Source organism: Marseilla massiliensis (assembly GCF_023336985.1).
GTDB classification, from domain to species: Bacteria; Bacteroidota; Bacteroidia; order Bacteroidales; family Bacteroidaceae; genus Prevotella; species Prevotella intestinigallinarum.
The window spans coordinates 352,668-375,451 of sequence record NZ_JAMBLP010000001.1; the positions used below are offsets into that span (position 1 = coordinate 352,668).

15 protein-coding genes are annotated in these 22,784 nt (G+C 55.4%); 9 read left to right on the top strand and 6 right to left on the bottom strand.

Annotated features, from left to right (window positions below; all coding sequences use genetic code 11):
- The first annotated feature begins 237 nt into the window (after window positions 1-237).
- The 7 genes from M3089_RS01365 (at window position 238) to M3089_RS01395 (ending at window position 15,194) form a co-directional block, all read left to right on the top strand.
- A complete protein-coding gene (locus M3089_RS01365; protein WP_249081318.1) occupies window positions 238-807 on the top strand; it encodes a DUF3575 domain-containing protein in 570 nt (189 codons plus the stop codon).
- 28 nt (window positions 808-835) lie between these two features.
- Window positions 836-2,260 carry a DUF3868 domain-containing protein gene (locus M3089_RS01370; protein WP_249081319.1) on the top strand — a complete coding sequence of 475 codons (1,425 nt, stop codon included), beginning with the start codon at window positions 836-838 and terminating at the stop codon, window positions 2,258-2,260.
- A gap of 100 nt (window positions 2,261-2,360) precedes the next feature.
- Window positions 2,361-4,142: an Mfa1 family fimbria major subunit gene (locus M3089_RS01375; protein ID WP_249081320.1), complete on the top strand. Its 1,782-nt coding sequence runs from the start codon at window positions 2,361-2,363 to the stop codon at window positions 4,140-4,142.
- 319 nt (window positions 4,143-4,461) lie between these two features.
- Complete coding sequence (locus M3089_RS01380) at window positions 4,462-5,562, top strand: FimB/Mfa2 family fimbrial subunit (protein WP_249081321.1); 1,101 nt, start codon at window positions 4,462-4,464, stop codon at window positions 5,560-5,562.
- A gap of 209 nt (window positions 5,563-5,771) precedes the next feature.
- The gene (locus M3089_RS01385) at window positions 5,772-7,742 is read left to right on the top strand and encodes an Mfa1 family fimbria major subunit (RefSeq protein ID WP_249081322.1); all 1,971 of its coding nucleotides are present in this window, start codon (window positions 5,772-5,774) and stop codon (window positions 7,740-7,742) included.
- Between the two features lie 23 nt (window positions 7,743-7,765).
- Window positions 7,766-9,154 carry a hypothetical protein gene (locus M3089_RS01390; protein WP_249081323.1) on the top strand — a complete coding sequence of 463 codons (1,389 nt, stop codon included), beginning with the start codon at window positions 7,766-7,768 and terminating at the stop codon, window positions 9,152-9,154.
- Between the two features lie 37 nt (window positions 9,155-9,191).
- On the top strand, window positions 9,192-15,194 hold the full coding sequence (locus M3089_RS01395) for a hypothetical protein (protein ID WP_249081325.1): 6,003 nt from the start codon (window positions 9,192-9,194) through the stop codon (window positions 15,192-15,194).
- Window positions 15,195-15,766: 572 nt separating this feature from the next.
- On the opposite strand, the gene M3089_RS01400 is transcribed toward M3089_RS01395, so the two are convergent.
- The 4 genes from M3089_RS01400 to M3089_RS01415 form a co-directional block, all read right to left on the bottom strand.
- A complete protein-coding gene (locus tag M3089_RS01400) occupies window positions 15,767-16,348 on the bottom strand; it encodes a Maf-like protein (protein ID WP_249081327.1) in 582 nt (193 codons plus the stop codon).
- A 34-nt stretch (window positions 16,349-16,382) separates the two neighbouring features.
- On the bottom strand, window positions 16,383-16,901 hold the full coding sequence (locus tag M3089_RS01405) for a KdsC family phosphatase (protein WP_205107517.1): 519 nt from the start codon (window positions 16,899-16,901) through the stop codon (window positions 16,383-16,385).
- Window positions 16,894-17,673 (bottom strand): Rossmann-like and DUF2520 domain-containing protein, encoded by a 780-nt coding sequence (locus M3089_RS01410; protein ID WP_249081328.1) that lies wholly within the window; start codon window positions 17,671-17,673, stop codon window positions 16,894-16,896. The genes M3089_RS01405 and M3089_RS01410 overlap by 8 nt, the downstream gene beginning before the upstream one ends.
- Window positions 17,674-17,757: 84 nt before the next feature.
- Window positions 17,758-18,288 carry a nitroreductase family protein gene (locus M3089_RS01415; protein ID WP_205107521.1) on the bottom strand — a complete coding sequence of 177 codons (531 nt, stop codon included), beginning with the start codon at window positions 18,286-18,288 and terminating at the stop codon, window positions 17,758-17,760.
- A 406-nt stretch (window positions 18,289-18,694) separates the two neighbouring features.
- Between M3089_RS01415 and M3089_RS01420 the strand changes: the two genes are divergently transcribed.
- Window positions 18,695-19,558, top strand: coding sequence for a GNAT family N-acetyltransferase (locus M3089_RS01420; RefSeq protein WP_249081330.1), 864 nt, complete (start codon window positions 18,695-18,697; stop codon window positions 19,556-19,558).
- 89 nt (window positions 19,559-19,647) lie between these two features.
- Here M3089_RS01420 and hisB read toward each other — a convergent pair whose 3' ends face one another.
- The gene (hisB, locus tag M3089_RS01425; protein WP_249081331.1) at window positions 19,648-20,721 is read right to left on the bottom strand and encodes a bifunctional histidinol-phosphatase/imidazoleglycerol-phosphate dehydratase HisB; all 1,074 of its coding nucleotides are present in this window, start codon (window positions 20,719-20,721) and stop codon (window positions 19,648-19,650) included.
- Window positions 20,718-21,710, bottom strand: coding sequence for a hypothetical protein (locus tag M3089_RS01430; RefSeq protein WP_249081332.1), 993 nt, complete (start codon window positions 21,708-21,710; stop codon window positions 20,718-20,720). Before M3089_RS01430 ends, hisB begins: the two co-directional genes overlap by 4 nt.
- Before the next feature lie 79 nt (window positions 21,711-21,789).
- Between M3089_RS01430 and M3089_RS01435 the strand changes: the two genes are divergently transcribed.
- Window positions 21,790-22,773, top strand: a complete 984-nt coding sequence (locus M3089_RS01435; RefSeq protein ID WP_205107529.1) for a Gfo/Idh/MocA family protein — start codon at window positions 21,790-21,792, stop codon at window positions 22,771-22,773.
- Window positions 22,774-22,784 lie beyond the last annotated feature (11 nt).

Consider the following 22,784-nt stretch of genomic DNA (forward strand, 5'->3'; position numbering starts at 1 on the left):
TCAGTATCGCCAATTTGGCAGCATATATCCCTAATATACAATCTGTTGCATGGGCAATGTGATGCAACGGCAATGACCTGACTCACGCAAGAGGCACACCAATGACCGTCTCTTGCCAAGAGGGAGTCATTTGTTTTGTTGTCGGTTGTGGCTTTGCACATAATGGTTTGGGGCTGTTTTGCCCCCTTTGACACGACATTAAGTATAATAGAAATAGGAAAATTTAAATAAACTTTTATGAAAAAGAGAATGGCGCTTTTGGCTTTGTGGGCCGTCTGCGGCTTCACGGCATTGTCGGCGCAGAACCTGGCTTTGAAGTCCAACTTGCTATATTGGGCAACGACAACATCAAACATCGGTGCAGAGTTGTCTTTTGCAAGGAAGCATTCCGTGCAGGTCTTCTATGGGCTCAACCCGTGGAAGTCGTCTTCGGGCAAGAGTCTGCGCCACTGGTCTCTGCAGCCTGAGTACCGGTATTGGTTCTGCGAGAGCTTCAACGGGTGGTTCGTAGGTGCCCACTTGATGGGCGGTGAGTTCAACGCGTCGAATGTCGACATGCCTTTCGGCCTGTTCGACGGACTGAAGGAGCATAGGTATGAGGGCTGGTATGCCGGTGGCGGGGTGACGGTGGGCTACCAGTGGATGCTGTCGCGCCATTGGAACATTGAAGCTTCCGTCGGTATAGGTTACGATTACATAAAGTACGACAAGTATGAATGCGGTTGGTGCGGCGAGAAGATAAAGTCGTCGCATTCCAATTACTTCGGCCCTACCAAGGCAGCGCTGAGCTTCTTATACATTTTCTAACGAATCGTTGTGCAAATAAAATACGGAAATGATGAGTATCAAACATAGTAGGCTATATATAATATGGTGTGTGTGCCTGGCGTGGCAGGTATCGGCGGCACTGGCACAGACGGCAGGGCCCAGGCTGGCCGGCAAAGGCATAGCCGTCGAAAACCTGAAGGTTGACAAGACAGACAGGCACCTCGTGGTGAGCCTCGACCTCAACCTCGACTCGCTCGACATGCCCGCCAACAGGCAGTTTGTGTTCACACCGCTCGTAGAGGCAAAGGAAAACAACCGCACAATGCCGCAAATCATAGTCAACGGGCGCAAGGCCGACATAACCTTCAGGCGCGGGGGAAGCAAGCGCTTTGCAGCCGATGTCACGGCCGTGCGCCGAAAGAACAACACCGAGCAGACCGTAAGCTACTCGGCCGTGGTTCCCTACGAAGAGTGGATGCGCAACTGCAATGTGCTCATAGCCCAAGACTTGTGCGGCTGCGGCGACACTCTCGACCGCGACGTGGTTGAGCTCAGGCGACTGCGCTCGCCGTTCATGCCTTATGTCAGGCCGAAGGCCGAAGGCATAAAGGCACGCGTCGACAGCGGCAAGGCATTCATCGACTTCCCTGTAGACAAGATAACGCTATATCCCGACTATCGAAACAACCCGTCGGAACTCGACAAGATAATACGCTCAATCAATGTTGTGAAGAACGACCGCAACACTTCAATCACGAGAGTCGAGATACACGGCTATGCCTCGCCGGAGTCGCCGTATGAGCACAACGCCTGGCTGGCCGACAACCGAGCCAAGACGCTGACCGAATATGTGCGCCGGCTCGTCAACCTGCCCGACACGGTGTTCAGGGTTAGCTCCACTCCCGAAGACTGGGCCGGCTTGCGCGATTATGTGGCCAAGTGCAGCTTGCCCAACCGCGACAAGATACTGGAAACAATAGACAACACCGGCCTCGACCCCGACGCCCGCGAATGGAAGATTAAGCTGACCTGGCCTGACGACTATCGGGTTTTGTTGCATGAGTGCTACCCGGCATTGCGGCATTCCGACTACAAGGTCGACTATGTGGTACGCCCGTTCACTGTCGACGAGGCACGGGAGATACTAAAGACCAACCCGAAGCTGCTCTCGCTCGAAGAGATGTTTCTCGTGGCACAGACCTATGAGCCCGGCTCGGATGATTTCAACAATGTAATGGAGACGGCCGTGCGCATGTTCCCCGCCGACACAACGGCCAACCTCAACGCCGCCTGCGCCAGGGTGGAGCTGGGCGACTTCGACGGGGCTGAAACCTACCTCGCCAAAGTGGGCAACACACCCCAAGCCATGCACCTGCGCGGCGTGATGGCCATGATGCGCGGCGACCATGCCGAGGCGCTCAGGCTCCTTGACGCCGCCATCGACGGAGGCGACAGCACAGCCCAACGCAACAAAGACATATTGCTCATGTAGGCTGAGCGTTGCCGGCGGGCGCACGCCGCCGCCTGTTGATACGACTGCAACATCAAATGAATATACAAATTATTTAATTACTTAATTGTTTTTGTTAATTATGAAGAATGTGAAATTGTTTTCCATGGCATTGGCAGCGCTGATGCTTGGAGCTTGTTCGAGCGATGAGGTCGCTACGGACAACAGTCAGAACGGACCCCAATGGACTGCTGACGGTAAAGGTTACATCAACCTAGCCATCAACCTGCCTACGCAGCCCAGCACACGTGCTTGGGACGAAGGTAGCAACCTCGACGACGGAACGCCGACAGAGTATGATGTAAAGGATGCAACGCTCATACTCTTTACCGGTGCTGCAGGGACCTCTGACGCCCAGCTGACCGTTAACAGCGCCTATTCGCTTGACCTGAACTTCTACAACGAGGGCGCAAGCGACCAAATCACGACCACAACCAAGATTACCCAGGAAATCAACAAGATAGCCGACGACCAGAAAGTAATCAAGGCTCTCGTGGTGCTTAACAACAATGGGGTGTTCGGTGTCAATGCAAGCAATCAGCTGACCATCAACAACAATCCTTACACCGGCACGCTTGACGAGTTGAACAGCGCCTTGAAAGATAAGGTGGGAGCGGTGAGCATCAGCACCACGGCGGGCGGTGGCGCCGGCCTTCTCATGACCAACGCCGTGATGACCGACAAGTTGGGCGGCACCGTTGCCCCCACGGGGGCTAAGGTGGTTGGCCCGCTGGTTGAGATAGACCCGTCTGACATCAAGAACTCCGAGGCAGAGGCAGAGGCCGAGCCGGCTGCAAGCATCTATGTGGAGCGCGCCGTGGCTAAAGTCACCGTTACCGCCAAGGACGGCAACCTGACAGCCGGACAATACCCGCACAACAAGTTGGCATACAAAATATTGGGCTGGGCATTCGACAATACGAACACTACATCAAAGCTCGTCCGCACGGCCGAGGGCTTCAACGACTGGAGCGCATACGCTTCTGCGCATGTAGGCTCGAGCGATTACCGCATGGTTGGCGGCACTTACATTGCCCAAGACCTTGCCAGGGTTTACTGGGACAAGGATTACAATTACCTGAACGTGCCGTCTGACAACTCCGGATTGAAGACCGTAGGCGGCGCCCATGCCACCATCGACAACGTGCTCAGTGCCGACGGCGAGACAGCAGGCTATTGCTTTGAGAACACAACGAGCCTCTCGGATATGCTTGAGCGCAACCTTACCCGCGTAATCATCAAGGCTCAGTTCAACAACGGCGACCCGTTCTACACCGTAGACGATGAGCGCGACACTATCTGGCTCGAGAACGATGTCAAGAAAGAAGTGGCCGCACGATTGCTCAAGCAGGGCGACAACACTATCTACAACTGGCTGAAAGAGAACGTAAAGGATGGCTCAACGTTTGAAAGCACCGACCTCGTGATAGGCTTCAGCACCGAAGAGGCCGGCCAGCGCACGGTGGCTTCTGTTGCTATCAGCGAAGCAGGAAAGAACAAGCTGAAGGATCCCGAGGCCGCTCTCCCCGCCAATGTGGTGAACATTGCCAACAACTTGATAGAGTTCTATTACTATGCCAACGGCATTTCTTACTATCCGGTTTACATCAAGCACTTCGGTGACAGCCAGACCCCGTGGGAAGAAGACAACCCCACTTATGGCGGCGAGGATGCCAATTTCTTGGGCCGTTACGGCGTATTGCGCAACAACTGGTATCAGATTGATGTGACAGGCATACGCGGTCTTGGCAGTCCTAATGTCGATGAGGTGACCGGCGAGCCTGTTGACAAGGTCAACTACTACATCTCTGTTAGCATCAACGTCCTCTCGTGGGCCAAGCGTTCACAGAGTGTTGAGCTCTAATTCTGTAGACACACCATTGATTTACCGGGGCGGCAATGCCGCCGCCCCGGTTTTCTGAAAGGAGATTGGCGGGCCATTCCAAGTGTGGGGTGAACCGTATTTCCCGGCCGCAGGGGGAAAAGAATATGCTTGCGGGAGTCTGTTTGGACAATGAAAGCGCAAGGCTTGCCTATCCATGCCGGACAGGGCGTTTCGCCGCCGCAGTGGCATCAGGCGCATGCTTGCGGTCTGTGTGCGGGCGACGTGGCATCGACAGCAAGGCCGGTTGGTCGTGGCAGCCTTTGATAAAGATGGAAACTTAATGTAACTATATATGACAATGCGATATCTAAAAACCAGACTGATGGCGTGGCTGTGGCTACCGTTGGCATCGGCAGCGGTCGTCTCATCCTGTGACATGATGCACGAGGATCGCGACGACTGCCCCATGGGGCTTTACCTGAGCTTCAGGTATGACTACAATCTGGAGCGCGCAGATATGTTTGGCGACCATGTCGGTGCCGTTGACGTTTATGTGTTTGACGACGAGGGCTACTACGTCACCACACTCTCTGATGCCAACCAGGGCCCTGTGAGGCCATTGGCAGAGCCGGGCTACACGCTCCATGCAAACCTGGAGCCCGGAAAGTACAAGTTTGTTGTGCTGGCAGGGCAGGCTGACTACGCCACCCAGATGGCCGGAAACAGGGCGCGCTTTGTGCGGTCTGACCTGCATCAGGGCGATTCGATGTCTGTCTTGGATGTTCGTCTCGAGACTGCAGGCACCCGGCAGGGCGACGTCTTGCTCGTAGACAACCACGGGCTGCCGCTTGATACGCTTTGGCATGGCATGGAATTGGAGCCGGTTGAGGTCTTTGCCGAGAAGCCCACATACCATACGATATCGCTTATGCGCGACACGAAGAAGATTAACGTTACGCTCCGCGAGCTTGACGACCCCTCGAAAATGGATGTAGCCAACTACGACATGACCATAACCGACCGCAACCGGCGCCTGATGTGGAACAACGCTGTTGACGAAACTCAGGCTGTGGCCTACACTCCCCATGCCGTATGGAACACCGACGACAGGGCCCCGGCGTTCGATCCTGACGGCAATCAGCTCGATGGCGTTGGCCACATCGCCCATGCCGACTTCATGACTTCGCGCATCATGTATCACGAAGACCCTGCCGACGACGGGGTGTTGAGCGTGACAAACAAGCTGACGGGCGTCGAGGTGATTCGCGTAAACCTGCCCGACCTGCTGTGCCGACTGCGTACCAGCGAGGACGTTTACCGCTATTCGCCGCAAGAGTTCCTCGATCGTGGATATGACTATCAGCTCGATTTCTACCTAAAAGGCGACCGTCTGGCCTATGTCAACATCTCGATCAGTGTGCTCGGATGGAGCCAGCGGGTGCAGTTCGAAGACTTGTGACGTGCTCCAGCCACGTGTCGTAGTGTCGGCCGTGACTTTGTCTGCCAGGCCATCACATGTGCCACCGGGGCCGACGATAGGCCGTTGGCAGTGCGGCATGATATTGCCGCTTGCCGTGGATAAGTCATTACGGTGTGCTTTAGTTCAGCGGCCAACGTGAAACCAGCATGTGGCCGCCACATGTTAAACCAAAAAGGAATATGACAGCAATGATGAATAAAAGATACAAACAGGGCGGAGTGCTGTTGCTCGCGCTTGCCCTCGCCGGCTGCTCTGCAGATACCGCCAGCCTTTCCGAAGGCGAAGGGGGAAGTCATGATGGCGCCATGAGCAAGTCGTATGTGACGCTGTCATTGTCAATGTCGTCCGGCAAAGGCGCCACCCGGGCTGCAGGTGAGCCACATGCCGGCGAGGTTGGCGACGGGCAGGAGGGAGGTAAGGATTACGAAAATGCCGTTAGCTCCGTCATCGCATTCTTTTTCAAAGGCGACAACGGAACTAACAGCTCTGGCGATACAGACATATCAAAGGTCGTGACATTCGCCCCGAAGAATGGAACCGACGGTTCCGGGCAGACCGGCAACGGCCATGACATAGACAAGGTGTACAGCATGACACGGCAGGTGGAGCTCGGCTATGGCACGTATAATGTCATCGCTGTTGCCAATCTGGGCGCCGAAGGTTCGCCTGACGGCTGGTGGAACACTCCCGGCTTGAAGCTCGGACAGGTGCGCGACCGCATTATTGATGAGTGTTGGGATGAGTCTGAAAGCGGTTATTCGCGTTTCTTGATGAGTTCCGAGGGCGATGCCACCATTACACTCACCAAAGACAACTACAGCCCCGACAACGCAGCCAAGGTCGATGTGAGCGTGGAGCGCATGGCTGCACGTGTCGACTATTGTGCAAAGGCAAGCTATCAGTGTGATGACGAGGCGTATAAAGGGGCTACGGCATCAATACTTGGGGCAGCCCTGGTCAACAATCTCACAGCCGGAAGCTATCTGCTCAAGCGCGTGGCCGACGGTGTTTCGCAGGCTCCTACCGGCTCCGGCGTCACCTATCTTGGCGATGAGGCCGTAGATGGCGGAGGCTTGGCGTCTAACTATGTGCTCGACCCGTGGACATCGCTTAAGACCCCCGGCAATATCGGACAGCCCGTATTCACCATCCCCGATTACTCCGGAAGTGTCCCTGAAGGCGGCAGTGTTGCTGCAGAAAGGCTGTTTGGGGTTTACTACACGTGGTTTTCCGAAGACCCCGACGACTGGAACCGGTATGTAAGCAACAGGTCGGAGAGCGACAAAATGGACGATGGTGGTGTCGACGGGGCATGGTATAGGGCCGGATATACGCTCGAGAACACAACGCCCGGCGGCGATGTCCACAGTGAAAATAAGTATTACAACACAGGCATTGTGTTCAAGGCGCGCTTCACTCCGGCCGAAGGAAGCGTCAAAAACAGCTTCAGCAATTTGTCTTACAAGGCCGGGCAGACATTCTTTGAGCTTGCCAACAGCCTCTTTGCAACAATGGAAGACATGGCCGACTGGTTTTACTCGGCCGCAGGCTTGATGTTTTCAGATGTGTATGAAGAGTTGAACTGCAAGACGTGGGAGGAGGCTTCGGCGCTGGCGGAGTCCATTCCGGCCAACGATCCGTCCGGCTACGGGCCCTATCTTGCCGGCCTGGCCAATGGCAAGAGCGACACATTGACCTACGAAGAGAGGCAGTCGCTGTCGTGGATGGCTTATATGAAAGCCCGGTGCGGCTATTCGTATGCCCCGGGCAGCGGCGTCACGCTCGACAGCTGGCCCGATGGAGTGGGGCGTCCCAGTTCTACCCGCAAGGCCCTGACGCAATATGGGGTGCGCACTTACAAGGATGCCATCTGCTATTACACATGGTGGATAATGCACGCCAACGACATTCAGCAGGGCGATGAAGACAATGGCGTAGAGGGAGTGATGGAGCACGGGGTGGTGCGCAACAACATCTACAAGCTCAAAGTGAGCAGCATCTACACCATAGGCGATGACGTTCCGGGCAACACCACGCTCCGTGTGCGTGCCACTGTCAATGCCTGGGTGTTGCTTGACGGCGAAGACATCGTGTTCGGCCGCAGTGAAACAGATGCCGCAGGGTGGGCGCAACAGCCTCCTGCCGGTGTCACCAATTGAAAAAGTCAATAAGAGATATGGTTATGAAAGGTTATTATAGACATTCGTTGTTCGGTGTTCTGTCTGCTGCCGTCATGTCGTTTGTGGCCTTAGCCTCATGTTCTGAAGAACAGGGTGGCCCCGTCAACGCAGCCGATGACTATGTAGAGCTGCGCATGAACGTAAGCACGCGGGCCGGCGGCGACGGCAGTGCAACCGGATATACCGGCGGCGACATTGTTGCCGGCGGCGACAGAGAGAACATACATAGCCTTTGTGTCATGCTGGTAGATGCCGATGGTACTGTTGCCTGGAGGTTTTTGGATGACAATGTGTCTGAAGACGCTGCCCTTGTCGAGTTTCTTTCTGACCCAATAAACATACCACAGGGCGCCTACGGCGTATATGCCTTTGCCAATTTCGACTATTATGGCGACTTGTGGTCGCAGCTTGAGCGCCATGATGTAGGCTCGTCTTTCGATGCGGAAGCACTGTCGGGCACTACTATCGACGACCCGGCGGGGAAGATAGACTTAGGCAACGGTCGCTTCATACCCATGAGCGGCAAGAACACCAATTACCTTGTGACGGCTGCCACACGCATAATCCCCGTGTCGCTCGACCGTCTTGTAGCCAAAGTCCAGATAACCATAGGCGGTGGCAGCTACAAGAGCGTGCGCCGGCTAACGTTCAGCGGTTGGGCCAACCGCGTGGCGTTGTTCGGCGACGGGACGCCCGACGGCGTACAGCTCGATGGCGATACGACAATTGCAGTAAGCGCAGCCGGTGCTTCAGATGAAATAGTTGTCAGCCCGTTCTACGTCAACGAAACACGGCAGGACGCTCCTTTCACCGTTGTTGTGGCCACAGAAGAGAGCACTGCCGGCACGCCGTCGTCTGTCTATACGGCGCAAACGGCAATCAGAAAATTGCCCCGAAATCACATCTACCCGCTCAACATATCTGTCAACGATTGGTCCATCGACATCTCGGCGCGCTGCTGGGTCAGCCCGATTGGCAGCTACCCGGTGCAGGTAAAGGCCGACTTTGAGCCCGACACGTATACCATAGGCATACCCGAAGGCTCTCAGTTTGAGTTTACTCTCAACGGCCTCGACAACGTTCCGGGCAGCGAATGCACTTGGAACATCGACTCCGTGACAACCACCGGCATCGTCTTTGAAGACGGCTACGCTTCGGGCAATGTCGTCAAGGGCCATGTCACGGCATCGGCAGGCAATGCCTACCGGCTTGGCGTGGTGGCGCGTTGGTCTGACGGAGGCAACAATTACGAGCGCAATTATACCGTAATCATTAATACCACCGACATATCTGATGCCGAGTTCATGTCAGGAGTAGGCTCATACGCCACACGCTATGGGCTGAGGCGATTGCCGGCAGAGGTCGTTAACGTTAGAAGAAATGTGCAATGAAGGAAAATGGAGGATGTCAGGCATGAGAAATAAAACCATGATACGTAAGTTTTGGGTTGCCCTGGCAGTGCTTTGCATGTCGCAGGTTGCCCGGGCTCAGGTAAGCGAAAACAGTTATATCAATTTCACGGATACAAAGCGTTTGATACAATCGGCTGCCGCCCATGCCGCCGATGGCACTGACGTCGGCAGCGGCAGTGGCAATAACAGCATATCAGCCATCTACGATAATAAAACATACTGGTGGGTATCGTCGAAAAACGGCGACGTTTACATTGACCTGTCTTTTGTTGTCGAGCTGGAGTTTAGAGAGATAATGTTTGAAGAAGGCGGCGACAGTTTTGAACAGGTGAGCGCAATCGAGGTGCAGATACCCGACGGCCGTGGTGGTTGGGCCACCGCCGAGAGATTTTCATCGCTTGCTCACCGGGATGACAGATTGACCCTGGCTTTTTCAAAAGGAAGCGTTTCGACATCGGCATTGCGTATTTATTTGCATACCGACAGCAATGACAAGCCAATTGCCATCAACGAGATTGAGTTTGTTGCGAAACCGAGCCTTATACCAACTATAAAGCACAAAGCCTCAAAGTGGTATGCCATAAAAGACTCATTCGGCCTGAGTTCCGGCGTGCTCGGCACATTCCGTGACGACCAGCCAATGTTCGAACCCGCCATGTCGTCGGCCGAGCCGATACAGGCTGCGCACACTTACATAGACACAATATACATGCACAAGGGCTCAACGACCAATCTGGTGTTGCCCACAATAAATAAAAATAATTCATCGAGCGTGCAGACTTATCAGCGATGGTACAGCTATCGCACAGACGGAACCTTCGATACAAACCACCAAGACCACGGTGGCACAAGTGTCTACGATTTGCTTACGCCTGCCAATTCATCCGATGATGTCTACAGGTTTGACAATGGCTATGTCGGCAGGCCGTTGGGGTCGATAGTCAATTCCATGACTTTCTATTATCCGACCAACGACCAGTTTGAGGCGTGGTTTCCCAATTCAAACGTCGACAACAATTGGTTTGTCGTTGCGTGCGATGTTTCCGGCTACACCGACTTCATGCCTGAGTTTGTGTCGAACGGCTCTGCTGAGATGAGCATTGACGACTGCAGGAAGCGGTTTGAAGAAAATGGATATTACGAACCCACGCTTGCAGTTCGCGTAATATATTATATAGTAGGTGTTGACGAACGCCCCGAAAACGACTCTTACAGCTGGAATAACGGCCATGGGCGTTTGCTTGATGACAAATACAATTCAAACGGTGACGACAACAGTGCAGACAAGTACCTCGAGGAGTACGACATCACTTTCCCGAACAAGCATGTTTCCGACCACACCGACGAGCTTGTGGCGCTCTCAAAAGACGCAGTGAACTACGCAATACCTGTAGAAGGCACTTATGACGGCACAGACACAGGTGCCCTCGACATAGACATCGACAGCAGGCATGGGGCGGCTACCGGCTTGTTGGAATTGGTAAGCGCAACAATATCGGGCAACAACCGTGTGATAAAGTTCAGGCGTAAGGGCGCAGGGGCAAACAGTACATGGGAGGTGCCCGACGGAACCACTGCTATAATAAAGGTCACCAAGACGTTTAAAGGGGTGATATACAACATTGCCCGTTTCAACCTGACCTTCTCGGCCAGCTCCGTTCCGCTCACCCAGCACCAGGTGGCAGCCATCGGTGCCGGCGATTCGCTGGAATTCCGTTCGCCAGATTGGATGAACAACGCCAACAACCTGACCAAGCTGACCGAGCTTACCTTCGACGAAGGCTATGCCTCTCACGACCAGGTGGGGTATGGACAGGACGATTATTTCCATTTCCCCATGGCATGGGAGTATTGCAGCTATGCTTTCTTCGATGGCTCTCCGTTGGGCGATTACATCGGCCTTGGCAATTACAATGGTCCGAAGCGATGGTACCCGGAGTTCGACAATTATTCAATTGTAAACGATTACATAGGCTATGGTGACGTGATGGATAATTTTCCCAAGCCTCCCACAGGATTGGGCAAGGACGACGGCAAGTATTTTGTTTATGTCGATGCGTCCGACCGTCCGGGCATCCTGGCGCGCCTGCCCTTTGAAGAGAAGCTGTGCGCCGGCTCCGAGCTGTTTGTCACAGCCTGGATGAAAAGTGGTGGTCAGGCTGGCTCAGACGATGCAGCCATACTGTTTACCGTAATGGGCGTGAAGGAAGAGGCCGACGGCAGCAAGTCGTATACACCGCTTTACAGGCACTCCAGCGGGCAGATACGCACCACGTACCACCTGGCCACAGGGGTGCCCGGCACCGGCGCAGACACCAACGACTGGTACCAGATATACTTCTCGTTCCTTAACGACGACCCCAATGCCTCGCAGTTTGACTCATACATATTGCAGCTGGAGAACAACTGTGCGTCGACAACCGGCGGCGACTACTATTTCGACGAGATAAAAGTGTACATAGCCCAGCCCAACGCAAGGGTCAGCCAGAAGGAGTATACCTGCACCAACACGCGCACAAGGATGAACATTGAGCTCGACTGGGAGCGCCTGATGTCGCGTCTGGGCGGCGAAGGCACCGGCGACGAGGAGGGCATCAGCTTCTGCTTCATAGACGAGACCAAATACAACAATTATCTGGCTTCGGCAGGTTTAGGCGACGACCTGGCCGACAAGACCGCTGCCATAGACAGTTCGATAGTGCTAATAGGCGACGGGCAGGTGATAAACACAAGGCTGATGTCGATGTTTTTCAACACTACGTTCGAGAAAAACGACTCTATAGGCTACAGCAGCTTTGCCGGTCACGACAGCGACACTATACCCCAAGGCCAATATTTCTTTGCTTACCAGCACATGAAAGACGGCAAGCCGTATTTCTACAGGTCGGGTTCGGGCGGCGGCCATGGCAACCGCAACCTTACGGTAGACTTCTATTCGGTGTTGTCGCCCAACCGGCCATACCTCATGCTGATTGTGCCGGCCGACCCGAACCTCGGCGAACGCGAGCTGATGGAGTTTTTTGCGGCACAGATGGACGACGATTGCCGCATTGTGACACGATTCTATGTCACGTCGGAGGCCATGCTCAAGGTCAACGGCGAGGTGGTAGACCCCGACGAAGACTTCTGTGCCGGCCAGATATACAACTTCACTGTGCAGGTGCGTGTGCCTAACGCCGACGGCGAGAACGAGGGATACCTTGTAATAGACGACGGCGTTTACTTCGACTGGTTCTTCGGCACAGAAGAGGAGTTTGCCACCGACGACCCCGACTACGACACCAACCTCGACGTGGCCCTGACCAACTTCCGCAGCCTGTACCCCGACGCCACCGTGATAGATGCGACCACCGGGCCCGCCGAGAAGGTGCTCGACGACGGCACGCTGGTAAGGTTTACGCAAGACGAATACGACCTCATAAGCAAGTATGCCAACGATAGGGGCCAGACGGGCGGAGTGAACAGCCGGCTGGTGCTACACCGCGAAGACCTTGACATAGCGTTGCTCAGCGGCGGGTTGCAGCTTGTGGTGAAGCCCATACAGACGGTGGTGCCGCCCGACAGCTCCATCAGCGACTCGCTGTGGTCGCTGGTATGCTGGGAATACATACCGCTGCTGCTAAAGGTGAGCAGCGACGCGCCGTCGCTGCACGCCGGGTTTGAAGAGGTGAAATATCCTGCCGACGACTTCAACCCTGCCCTGCGCATAGGGCTGGGGCAGATAAGGGAAGCCTCGGCAGAGGGCGGAAGGTCGTTGCGCGTGTCGCTGCGCAACCCGAAGATTGTGTCGGACGGGGCAACAGCACTGGGCGAGATAAGCGAGGAAGGCAACAACCGGATATACATGGTCGACTCTGACGACCCGCAGTATAAAGACTATTTCACGTCGGCTGATTTCGACCAGTTCAGCCTCCCCATAGGCACCATCAAGAAACTGTGGGCCGCAGAGAACCATGCCGAAGGCGGGTATATGGACATTCAGTTCGACCTGCAGGAACAGCAAGGTGCCGGAGGCTTCAGCTTCAACCCGCGCGAAGGCTACACTTACACCTTCGTGGCCTGGTTTGAAGAGAAGAACGATGAGACCGGCGAGGTGTATACCACCTGCTACGGCTCATTCCCGGTAGACATGAAGGTGGTGCCCGAGAACTTGGTTTGGAATGGCGGGGCCAACGACAACTGGAACAACGACAGCAACTGGAGGCGGGCCGACAGCGCCGAGCTGCACAAGCCGGAGGGCAGCGGCTACATAACCAACGAGGCAAACCAGACCGGCAATGGCTTCGTGCCTATGCTGTTCAGCAATGTGGTGATGCCGCAGGGCAGCCGGGCACAGCTATACATGGCCGGCTATGCCGATGGGGGAGCCTGGACCGGCACCAGCTACAGCCCGCGGCCTGAGGGCATGGGCGACCCGACCAAGGACATACAGTATGACCTGATGGTTTACGACCCCGGCGCAGACGGGCAGGGCGACAAGCTAACCACCGAGAGGTTCAGGGTCAACATCTGTCGCGACATTCACTTTGAGCACGGCGCACAGCTGCTGCATGCCGAGCAACTGATATACAACCGGGCATGGATGGACGTTGCCGTGCCGTCGAGGCAGTGGACACTTATGGCCACGCCGTTGTGCGGTGTCGTTGCCGGCGACTGGTATGGCAATGCCGACGGGTCGCAGGCCGATGAGGAATATTTCAAGGACATCACGTTTGACAGCGGCAAACACAACCGCCTGGACCCTGCCGTCTACCAGCGCAGCTGGACCGGCCAGGCTACCATTGTCGAGAACGACAGGGGCGGCAACACGCCCGTGGCCTTCGGCCCGCTGTGGAGTTCGGTATACAACGACGCCCACGTGCCATACACTGCCGGCGGAGGGTTCTCGATGAAGACGTCGGGCAGCGGCCAGACGGTGTTCCGCATGCCCAAGGCAGACCTGTCTTACGACGTGAGCACAGGCACCATCGACCGCTCCGGCCAGGGACGCCTGTTTGTCAGCGGACTGCTCGACCGCAGCAATCCCAAGGAGCTCAGGCCGGCCCCATCGGTAGAGGCCGTGCTGACGCCATCGGCCGACGGACTTTACATGATGGTGGGCAACCCATTTATGTGCGGGCTCGACATAAGGAAGTTTATTGATGCAAACGCCAACCTCGACAGCATCTACTGGATTGAGACCGAGGACGGGCCCGTGGTGGGTTCGGCGCATGGCGGCAACTGGCTCAGCACCGACGGCAACCCGCTGGTAGGGCCGTACGGGGCAATCTTCGTGAAGCTGAAAGGCGAGGGTGCCGCCACGTCGGTTTCGTTTGACAAAGACATGCAGATGCTTGAAGGTGCCGGCGGCCGGTCGGCGGCCAGTCTGGCGGCCCTTACCATCACGGCCACTGCCGACGGCAGGAGCAGCGGGGCTGTGCTGGCCTACGACGGCAATGCCGCCGACGGTTTCTGCGACGGCGAGGATGCTCAGCTGATGACCGACCTTGCCGGCAACGCAACAGGCGTGCCGCTGGTTTACACCGTGGCCGGCACTACGGCGGCATCGGTCAACCGCGTCGTGGCGGCCCGCCGCATACCCATGGGTGTGTTTGCCAGCGACGGCACAACCACCACGCTTACGTTTGCCGGTACCGGCGAGCTGCTCAACCCGCGGCTATACGACGCGGAGACCTCAACCGAAACCCCGCTCACCGATGGCTATGAGCTTACGCTGACAGGCCCGTCGCACGGTCGGTTCTTCATCGTCTGCGACGGCCCGGCTGCCTCGGCCATTGCCAGTCCGGGCGTTGAGGCGTCAGACCTGAGCGCATATTCGGTGGCGCCAGGCGAACTGATTGTGACAGCCTCAAGGCCGTTGGGCCTCGTCAGTGTCTATTCGGCGTCGGGGGCTTTGGTCAAGAGTGTCGACGCCGGCGGCAGCGACGTGTGCCGCATCACGGGCTTGGGCAGTGGCGTCGTTGTGGCCCGTGTTGGGCTGGGGGGCGCTACCGAGACCCGGAAGGTGGCTGTGAGGTAGGCCGCCGCGGCAGCTCTGCGGCCACCCTACCGACGAGGTTCAGACCTAATCATTATATCTACGTATATTATTATACATACATTTCAAATCGGATTTCTTTTAAAGAAATGTGCGGGCCGTTCGCAGTGATGTGCGCGGCCCGCTTTTTGTTCACGCGGCTTAGCCCCCAATGGCGTGGCTGCCGGGCCTGTCGGGGCAGTGTCTGTGGCGGGCTTGCAAGCGGCTGATGCCCAGGCTGTAGGCCATACGGCCTGTTCGGCGCTGCCGAACGACCCGTATGGCGTTGCTGAACGACCCGTTTTGCATCGCCAAATGGCACGTATTGTTTTGCCGAGCATGGCTTGCGGTGGCGGCAGGTGGCCGTGGTGGGGGTGGAATCAGCGGTGGGTGGAAATAAAAAAGTTATCCATCTTCACAGACAGATAACTCATAGGAAAATGATAAATATAGATTAAAATTACTAGTTGTCGATTGCAAAGGTACGCCTAATAATTTAAACCACCAAACAATACAGCAACTTTTTATTCATATATGCAATGATTTTAATCCATAAATTTGCATTTTATGCCTTTTTAAAACATAAGTAGTTCTTTATACACCCTTTGCACAGGCAGGCCCATCACATTGAAGAAACTGCCGCTTATCTCCGTCACCCCGATGTAGCCAATCCACTCTTGTATGCCGTAGGCCCCGGCCTTGTCGTATGGTTGGTATTTGTCGATGTAGTAATCCGTCTCCTCGGCAGAGAGTTCCTTGAATGTCACGTCGGTTGTGACGGCAAATTTGCGTTGCCTTTCTGCGCTCATCATGCAAACGCCGGTGACCACCTGGTGGGTCTTTCCGCTCAGCATGGACAGCATGTGGTGGGCTTCGGCGGCGTCGGCCGGTTTTCCGAGCACCTTGCCATCGCATATCACCACCGTGTCGGCAGTGATTATCAGGTCGTCTTTTCCCATTTGCGACTTGTTGGCCTCGGCTTTTTCCGCCGCGATGTACAGCGGTATGTCGTGGGCCGGCAGCCCTTCGGGATAGCATTCTTCAATGTCGGGCAGCACCCTTACCTCAAAGTCTATGCCCAGTTTGGCGAGCAGTTCCCGCCTGCGCGGCGAGTTGCTCGCCAGCACGATGTTGTATTTGTTCAGATTCTCAAGCATTGTCGGTAGTTTTTATTTGCCATTTTTATGTTGCTCACCAGCCGAAGGCCTTTTCCGTCTGGAGCCATTTGCCTTGTGCCCTCAGCACCTGCTCTATCACGTCGCGCGCGCATCCTCGCCCCCCGCACACGTTGCTCACATATATGCTTGCCTCCTTTATGTCTGTGCAGGCGTCGGCCGGGCACACAGGGCAGCCGCATTGCTTCATCACCTCATAGTCGGGTATGTCGTCGCCCATGTACATGACCTCGTCGTCGGCGAGCGAGTATTTTGCCGTAAACTCCCTGTATGTGGTTATCTTCACGGCGCACTTCATGTAGATGTCGGCCACCCCCAGGTGCGAATAGCGCTTTACCACGCTCTGCGTGTCGCCTCCGGTCATGATGGCTATGCGCAGCCCCATCTTCACGGCCAGCTGTATGGCGTAGCCGTCTTTTATGTTGGCCGTGCGCATGGGTTCGCCGCCCGGGTGCAGGGGTATGGTGTCTTGGCTCAGCACTCCGTCGACATCGAACACTATGGCCTTAATCTTTCCAAGGTCGTAATTAATCATTGCTTATTGCCTTTTGGTGAATGCTAATGCTCATGCGGTCGTAAATCTCCTTTACGAAAGGGTTGTTGGCCAGCAAGCGGCTCTGGTTTCTTATCACGTTCTCGTCGTAGCGCATGGCCGGCCCGGTCTGTGCCTCGGCCGGCGACATGGCGTGCACCTTGCTCGCCGTCTCGTCGATGAGCGGTAGCATGATGTCGAACGGCAGCCCGTGCTTGGCCAGTATGTCGGCCGAGAGCGCGTAGCAGTGGTTTACAAAGTTGCAGGCGAATATCGCGGCCAGGTGGACATAGCGCCGCTCTTCAGACGACATGAGCCTCACGTTGCCGCTTATGCTTCTGGCCAGTTCGGTGGCCACGCCAACGGAATAGTCGTCGTTGCCCTCTACGAAGCATGGTATAGGGCGGAAGTCTACCTTGCGTTCCTTGCTGAATGTCTGCAGGGGGTAGAGCACCCCGTAGTGTAGGGCCATGCCCTTGAACACGTCCATGGGTATGCTTCCGGCAGTATGCAAGAACACCTTTTGCTCGCGCCCCTTGCATATCTGCGGTATCAGGTTGGGCAGTGCCGAGTCTTTCACCGCCACTATGTATGCGTCGGCATCGGCCTTTATGTCGGCAATGCGGTTAGTGGGTGAGCCGCCGGCAATGTCGGCCACACGGCTTGCCGACTCCATTGTGCGGCTGTAGACTTGCATAATGTCGTGCCCGGCCGAGAGAAGGGCGCCACCCAGATGGTAGGCCAACCGGCCCGCACCAATCAAAACGACTTTCATGTCTGTCAAAGTGTTATCTCAGGATTAATAAAATATGGTTGTCTCATTGTCGGTGCCTGCATGCTGCAAGCCTTGGCTGGCGTGTCAGCGATAGCCGTTGATGTGCACGTTCTCCCACTTAAGCTTTGTTTCGTCCTGCAGTTTGCGTTCGGCTGCCTTGTGGCCCAGGGCAATGATGCACAGCACGCCGAGCTCTTCGGGCAATCCCAATATGCCCCTGACCACGAGTTCGGAAGGGGTTCCGTCGGCAAGGCTGCGCCCGCGCACCTGTATCCAGCATGAGCCCAGGCCAAGCTCTTCTGCCTGGTATTGCATTGATATGGCGGCAATAGAGCCGTCTTCAACCCAGCAGTCGTTCAGTGACGGCGTGCCGCATACGGCCACGGCCACTGGGGCATCTTTCAGGAAACTTGCCCCGTGCTCCTTGCAGTCGGCCAGTTTCTCTATCGTTGCCTTGTCGTCAATGGCTATGAACTGCCATGCCCGCTGCCCTTTCGAAGTGGGCGACATTAGGGCAGCCCTGAGTATGAGCTCGAGTTGGGTTGCGTCTATCTCGTCGGGTGCAAACTTGCGGTGGCTCCTGCGCGCCTGCACTAAGTCTTTGAAGTCTGTCATATCGTGATGTTGTCTTATGTATGTGCGGCCTGATTGATGTGGCGCCGGTTGGTGTTCCATGCCATTGCAGCCTCCGCGGCCTCCGGGGTGGGCCCGCGGCTGGTTCGGGCAGCCAACTGTCTGCCTGTTTGCCGTGTTGTCTGCGCTGTGGCCCCGGCGGGCTGCGGCAGGCTTTGCGCCGCGTGCTGCATTATGGCCGACCACGGTGTTATGTATTACAAAGGTAAGTGTTTTGGTTCAAAAAATATTACATAGAGTTGCGTTTTTAGAATATATTTATTATTTTTGCGGTATGATAAATCTGCGGACGACCATTTACAGCAGTTTGGAAGGTTTGCCTCGTATGGAGTGTCATAACTTCTTCCATAGCCTAACGCTCTTTCGTATTTGTGAAAGGACGCCGCGGATGAAGCCGTATCTTGCAGTGGTCACGGCCGAAGGGGGCCGGGTGGTTGCCCATCTGGTGGGCGTGGTGCGCCATCGGGCCGTTCCTTTGCCGCCGTTCCTTTATTCCCACTGCCTCGTGATGGGTGAGGGTGAATATGAGGAATGCGCCTTGGCCAAGGAAGACTTGTTTCTGCGCATGCTGCACGCGCTGACCAAGAAGCTCGGGAACAGGGTGGCTTACATAGAGTTCAGCCACCTGTCTTCAAAGATGTTCGGCTATGGTGTGTTTCGCCGGTGCGGCTACTTCCCGGTGCATTGGCTCAACATCCACAATTCGCTGCACAGCAGGAGGCCCGAAGAGCGCCTCTCGGAAAAAATGCGCAAGCGCATTGTGAAGGCCTGCGACAAGGGGGCCGAGGTAGTGGCTGTTGACGGTGAGGAAGGCCTTGTGGCTTTCTCGAGGTTGCTCCGCAAGCACAACAGGCTGAAGCCGAAGCGGTATATCCCCGACGCCAACTTTTTCAGGGAACTGATGAAGACTGACAACGGAAAGTTGTTCCTTACCAAATACAAGGGCAAGGTGATAGGATGTTGCGCCTGTGTCTTCTCGGGCAGCAATGCCTATCTGTGGTATTCGGCATCGTTGAGAAAGTCGTATCTTAGGTTGCATCCCAGCGTGCTGACCGTATGGCATGCCATAAAATACTCCCACACTCACGGCTATGCCCACATCTCGTTCATGGATGTAGGCTTGCCTTTCCAGAAAAACCCTTACCGGGAGTTTATCCTGCAGTTTGGCGGCAAGCCGGTAAGCACATACAGGTGGTTCCGCTTTTCCTTCAGGTGGCTCAATTCGCTCATGTCGTGGCTGCACCGCGACTAACGCCATGGCGCTGCCGGCCCACCGCGGCTGTGGTTGACGGCTTGCGCCGGCGCAGGGCTGGGCAGCACGCAGTCCAGCGCGCGGCCTCGTCATAGCAGCCCCTTGGTGCTGGGCAGTTCGTAGTGGTAGATGTCTCGCCTGACGGCCATCTTCAGGCTGCGAGCGAAAGCCTTGAATATTCCCTCTATCTTATGGTGCTCGTTGGTGCCCTCAGCCTTTATGTTGAGGTTCATCCTGGCGCTGTCGCTGAGGCTCTTGAAGAAATGCAGGAACATCTCGGTGGGCATGTCGCCTATTCGCTCGCGGCGGAATTCGGCATCCCATACCAGCCACGGCCTTCCGCCGAAATCGAGTGCGACGGAGCAAAGGCAGTCGTCCATGGGCAGCGTGAAGCCGTAGCGCTCTATGCCGCGCTTGTCGCCTAAGGCAGCAAGCAGGCATTCGCCAATCGCAATGCCCGTGTCTTCTATCGTGTGATGCTCGTCGACGTCGAGGTCGCCCTTTGTCCTGACGGTGAGGTCAATGCCTCCGTGCTTGGCAATCTGCTCGAGCATGTGGTCGAAGAAACCCAGTCCGGTGCTTATGTCACAGCGCCCGGAGCCGTCGAGGTTAATGTTTACGTGTATGTCGGTCTCCTTGGTGGCTCGTGAAACCTCGGCACTGCGCTCGCCGGCATAAAGCATTTCGGCTATCTTGGCCCACGTCATGCCGTCTCGCCCTATGGTTATGGCTTTGCAGCCGATGTTTTCGGCAAACGCCCTGTCGGTGTCGCGGTCGCCGATGACGTAGCTCGACTGCATGTCGTAGCCGGGGTCGTTCATGTATTTTTCCACCAACCCGGTGTTTGGCTTGCGCGTCGGGGCATTGTCTTCAGGGAAATGCCGGTCGATGAGAATGTCGTCGAACACCACGCCTTCGCCTTCGAGGGTCTGCAACATGAAGTTGTGGACAGGCCAGAAGGTGCTTTCCGGGAAAGCGTCTGTGCCCAGGCCGTCTTGGTTGGTGACCATCACAAACTCGAAATCGAGCTTCTCGCGTATGAAAGCCAGGTTTCTTATGGCTCCGTTTACAAACTTGAGCTTGTCGAAAGAGTCGATTTGCTCATCCGCCGGCTCTTCTATTATGGTGCCGTCGCGGTCGATGAATAATACCCGTTTCTTCATGGCAACATGCTTATTTGACTTTGGTTCATTCCCGATTCCTTGAATTTCCTGCGCTCTTCTTCCTGCTGCTCTATCGAGCCATACATATAGTATGATGTGAACAAGGCTGATATTCGGATGTAAATCTGTATGAACCCTGCGATGAAGAACACCACGGCAGATATGTAATTGATGTATCCCGGCATGCCGAGCGGGTCGCCGTAGTACACTCCGATGTTCGCTTGGTAGTTGGCTGTGGTCAGTATTGAGGCAGGCAAGGCCAGTACATACTCTGCCAGGCAGATGACAATGCAGCTCACAACCGACACTATGAGTATGAAGCCGAAGTGCTTGAGCCCCACCTTGTAGTCGGTTGCAATCAGCCGCCACAGGCGGGTGTCTGTGCGGATGATGTACTTCATGCTAACAAATGCCATCGGCAAGACAAGCATCATGATGGCAATGAGCTCTAAAGCTATCACTATGAGCGACTTGGTGCTTATGTCGCCGGCGCCCGACGGCATACCGAGCAGCATGCCTGTTGGTATGACTATGATGGCTAAAAGTACCACTACAATAAGCATATTGGCAACTGTTGCGATGAGTGTGCGCACAAACGTTGTGCGGTCTAAGGCCGGAAGTCTCCATTTCCCAACTTTCCTGATGCTGCTGAACTCATCTTTCAGTTGTGCAATCACGCACGAGTATGTTGCAATTTCAAATAGTCCGCCAATGATGATTAAGGCGAGTATCACCGCAGCAACAACGATGCCGTTGGCTGGCAAGGCAGAGTTGGTTGCCCTGGTAGCCATCGTTTGCGTTATCGTTTCAGGCAGATATGCAGTCAGGATGGTGCAAAGCGCACTGCACACGAGCGAATAGAGCAGGGCCGTAAGCCATGAAGAGCTCATCGTTTTCCTGAAATTCTTGGTGTAAAGCCCATAGCCTTCTTTGATGCAAGCGCTTGCGCTGCGGCTTTTCATCAAGATGCCTTTAGTCTGATTCTTCATATTTTTTGATATTATTCCCTTTCAGTTTTGCAAAGGTAGTGTTTTTTTCGTATCTTTGCGGAAATAATTAATACTAATTATGAAAATATTGAAATGGGGCTTTATCGGTTGCGGGGAAGTCACAGAGACGAAGAGCGGGCCTGCCTTTTCGGAGGTTGAAGGCTCCAGCGTAGAGGCCGTCATGAGCCGTAGCGAGGACAAGGCACGCAGCTACGCCGAGCGCCACCATATCAGCAAGTGGTATACAGACCCTCAGGAGCTTATCGACGACCCGGACGTCAACGCCATATACATTGCCACACCACCGTCGAGCCATGCCACATTCGCCATTATGGCAATGAAGGCAGGCAAGCCCGTGTATGTGGAAAAGCCCCTGGCAGCAAACTACGAAGACTGTGCCAGGGTGAACAGGGTAAGCGAGGAGACCGGCGTCCCTTGCTTCGTGGCTTACTACAGGCGCTATCTTCCGTATTTCCAAAAGGTGAAGTCGATTATCGACGACGGTGTCATCGGCGACGTGATCAACGTCCAGATAAGGTTCGCAGTGCCCCCGCGCGACCTTGACTACCAGCATGCCGGACAGTTGCCATGGCGGTTGCAGCCGGACATAGCGGGCGGAGGGTATTTCTACGACCTTGCTCCGCATCAGCTGGACATGCTCCAGAATATGTTCGGAGTGATAATAGAGGCTAACGGCATCTGTGCAAACAGGGGCGGACTGTACAAGGCCGAGGATTCCGTAAGTGCGTGCTTTAGGTTTGAAAGCGGCCTTCCCGGCAGTGGGTCATGGTGCTTTGTGGCCCATGAGTCGGCCCGTGAGGACCGCATTGAGGTCATTGGCAACAGGGGGCAGGTTAGCTTCTCTGTTTTCAATTACGACCCAATAGTGTTGCATACGAGCGCAGGCAAGGAGAGCATCAGCGTGCCCAATCCAGCCTATGTGCAGTATCCGCTCATCAAACGCGTTATTGAGCACTTGCAGGGCCTGTCGGTCTGCACGTGCACCAGTGTGTCGGCAACGCCTGTTAACTGGGCTATGGACCAGATATTGGGGAAGTTTTAGCTTGCTGTTTT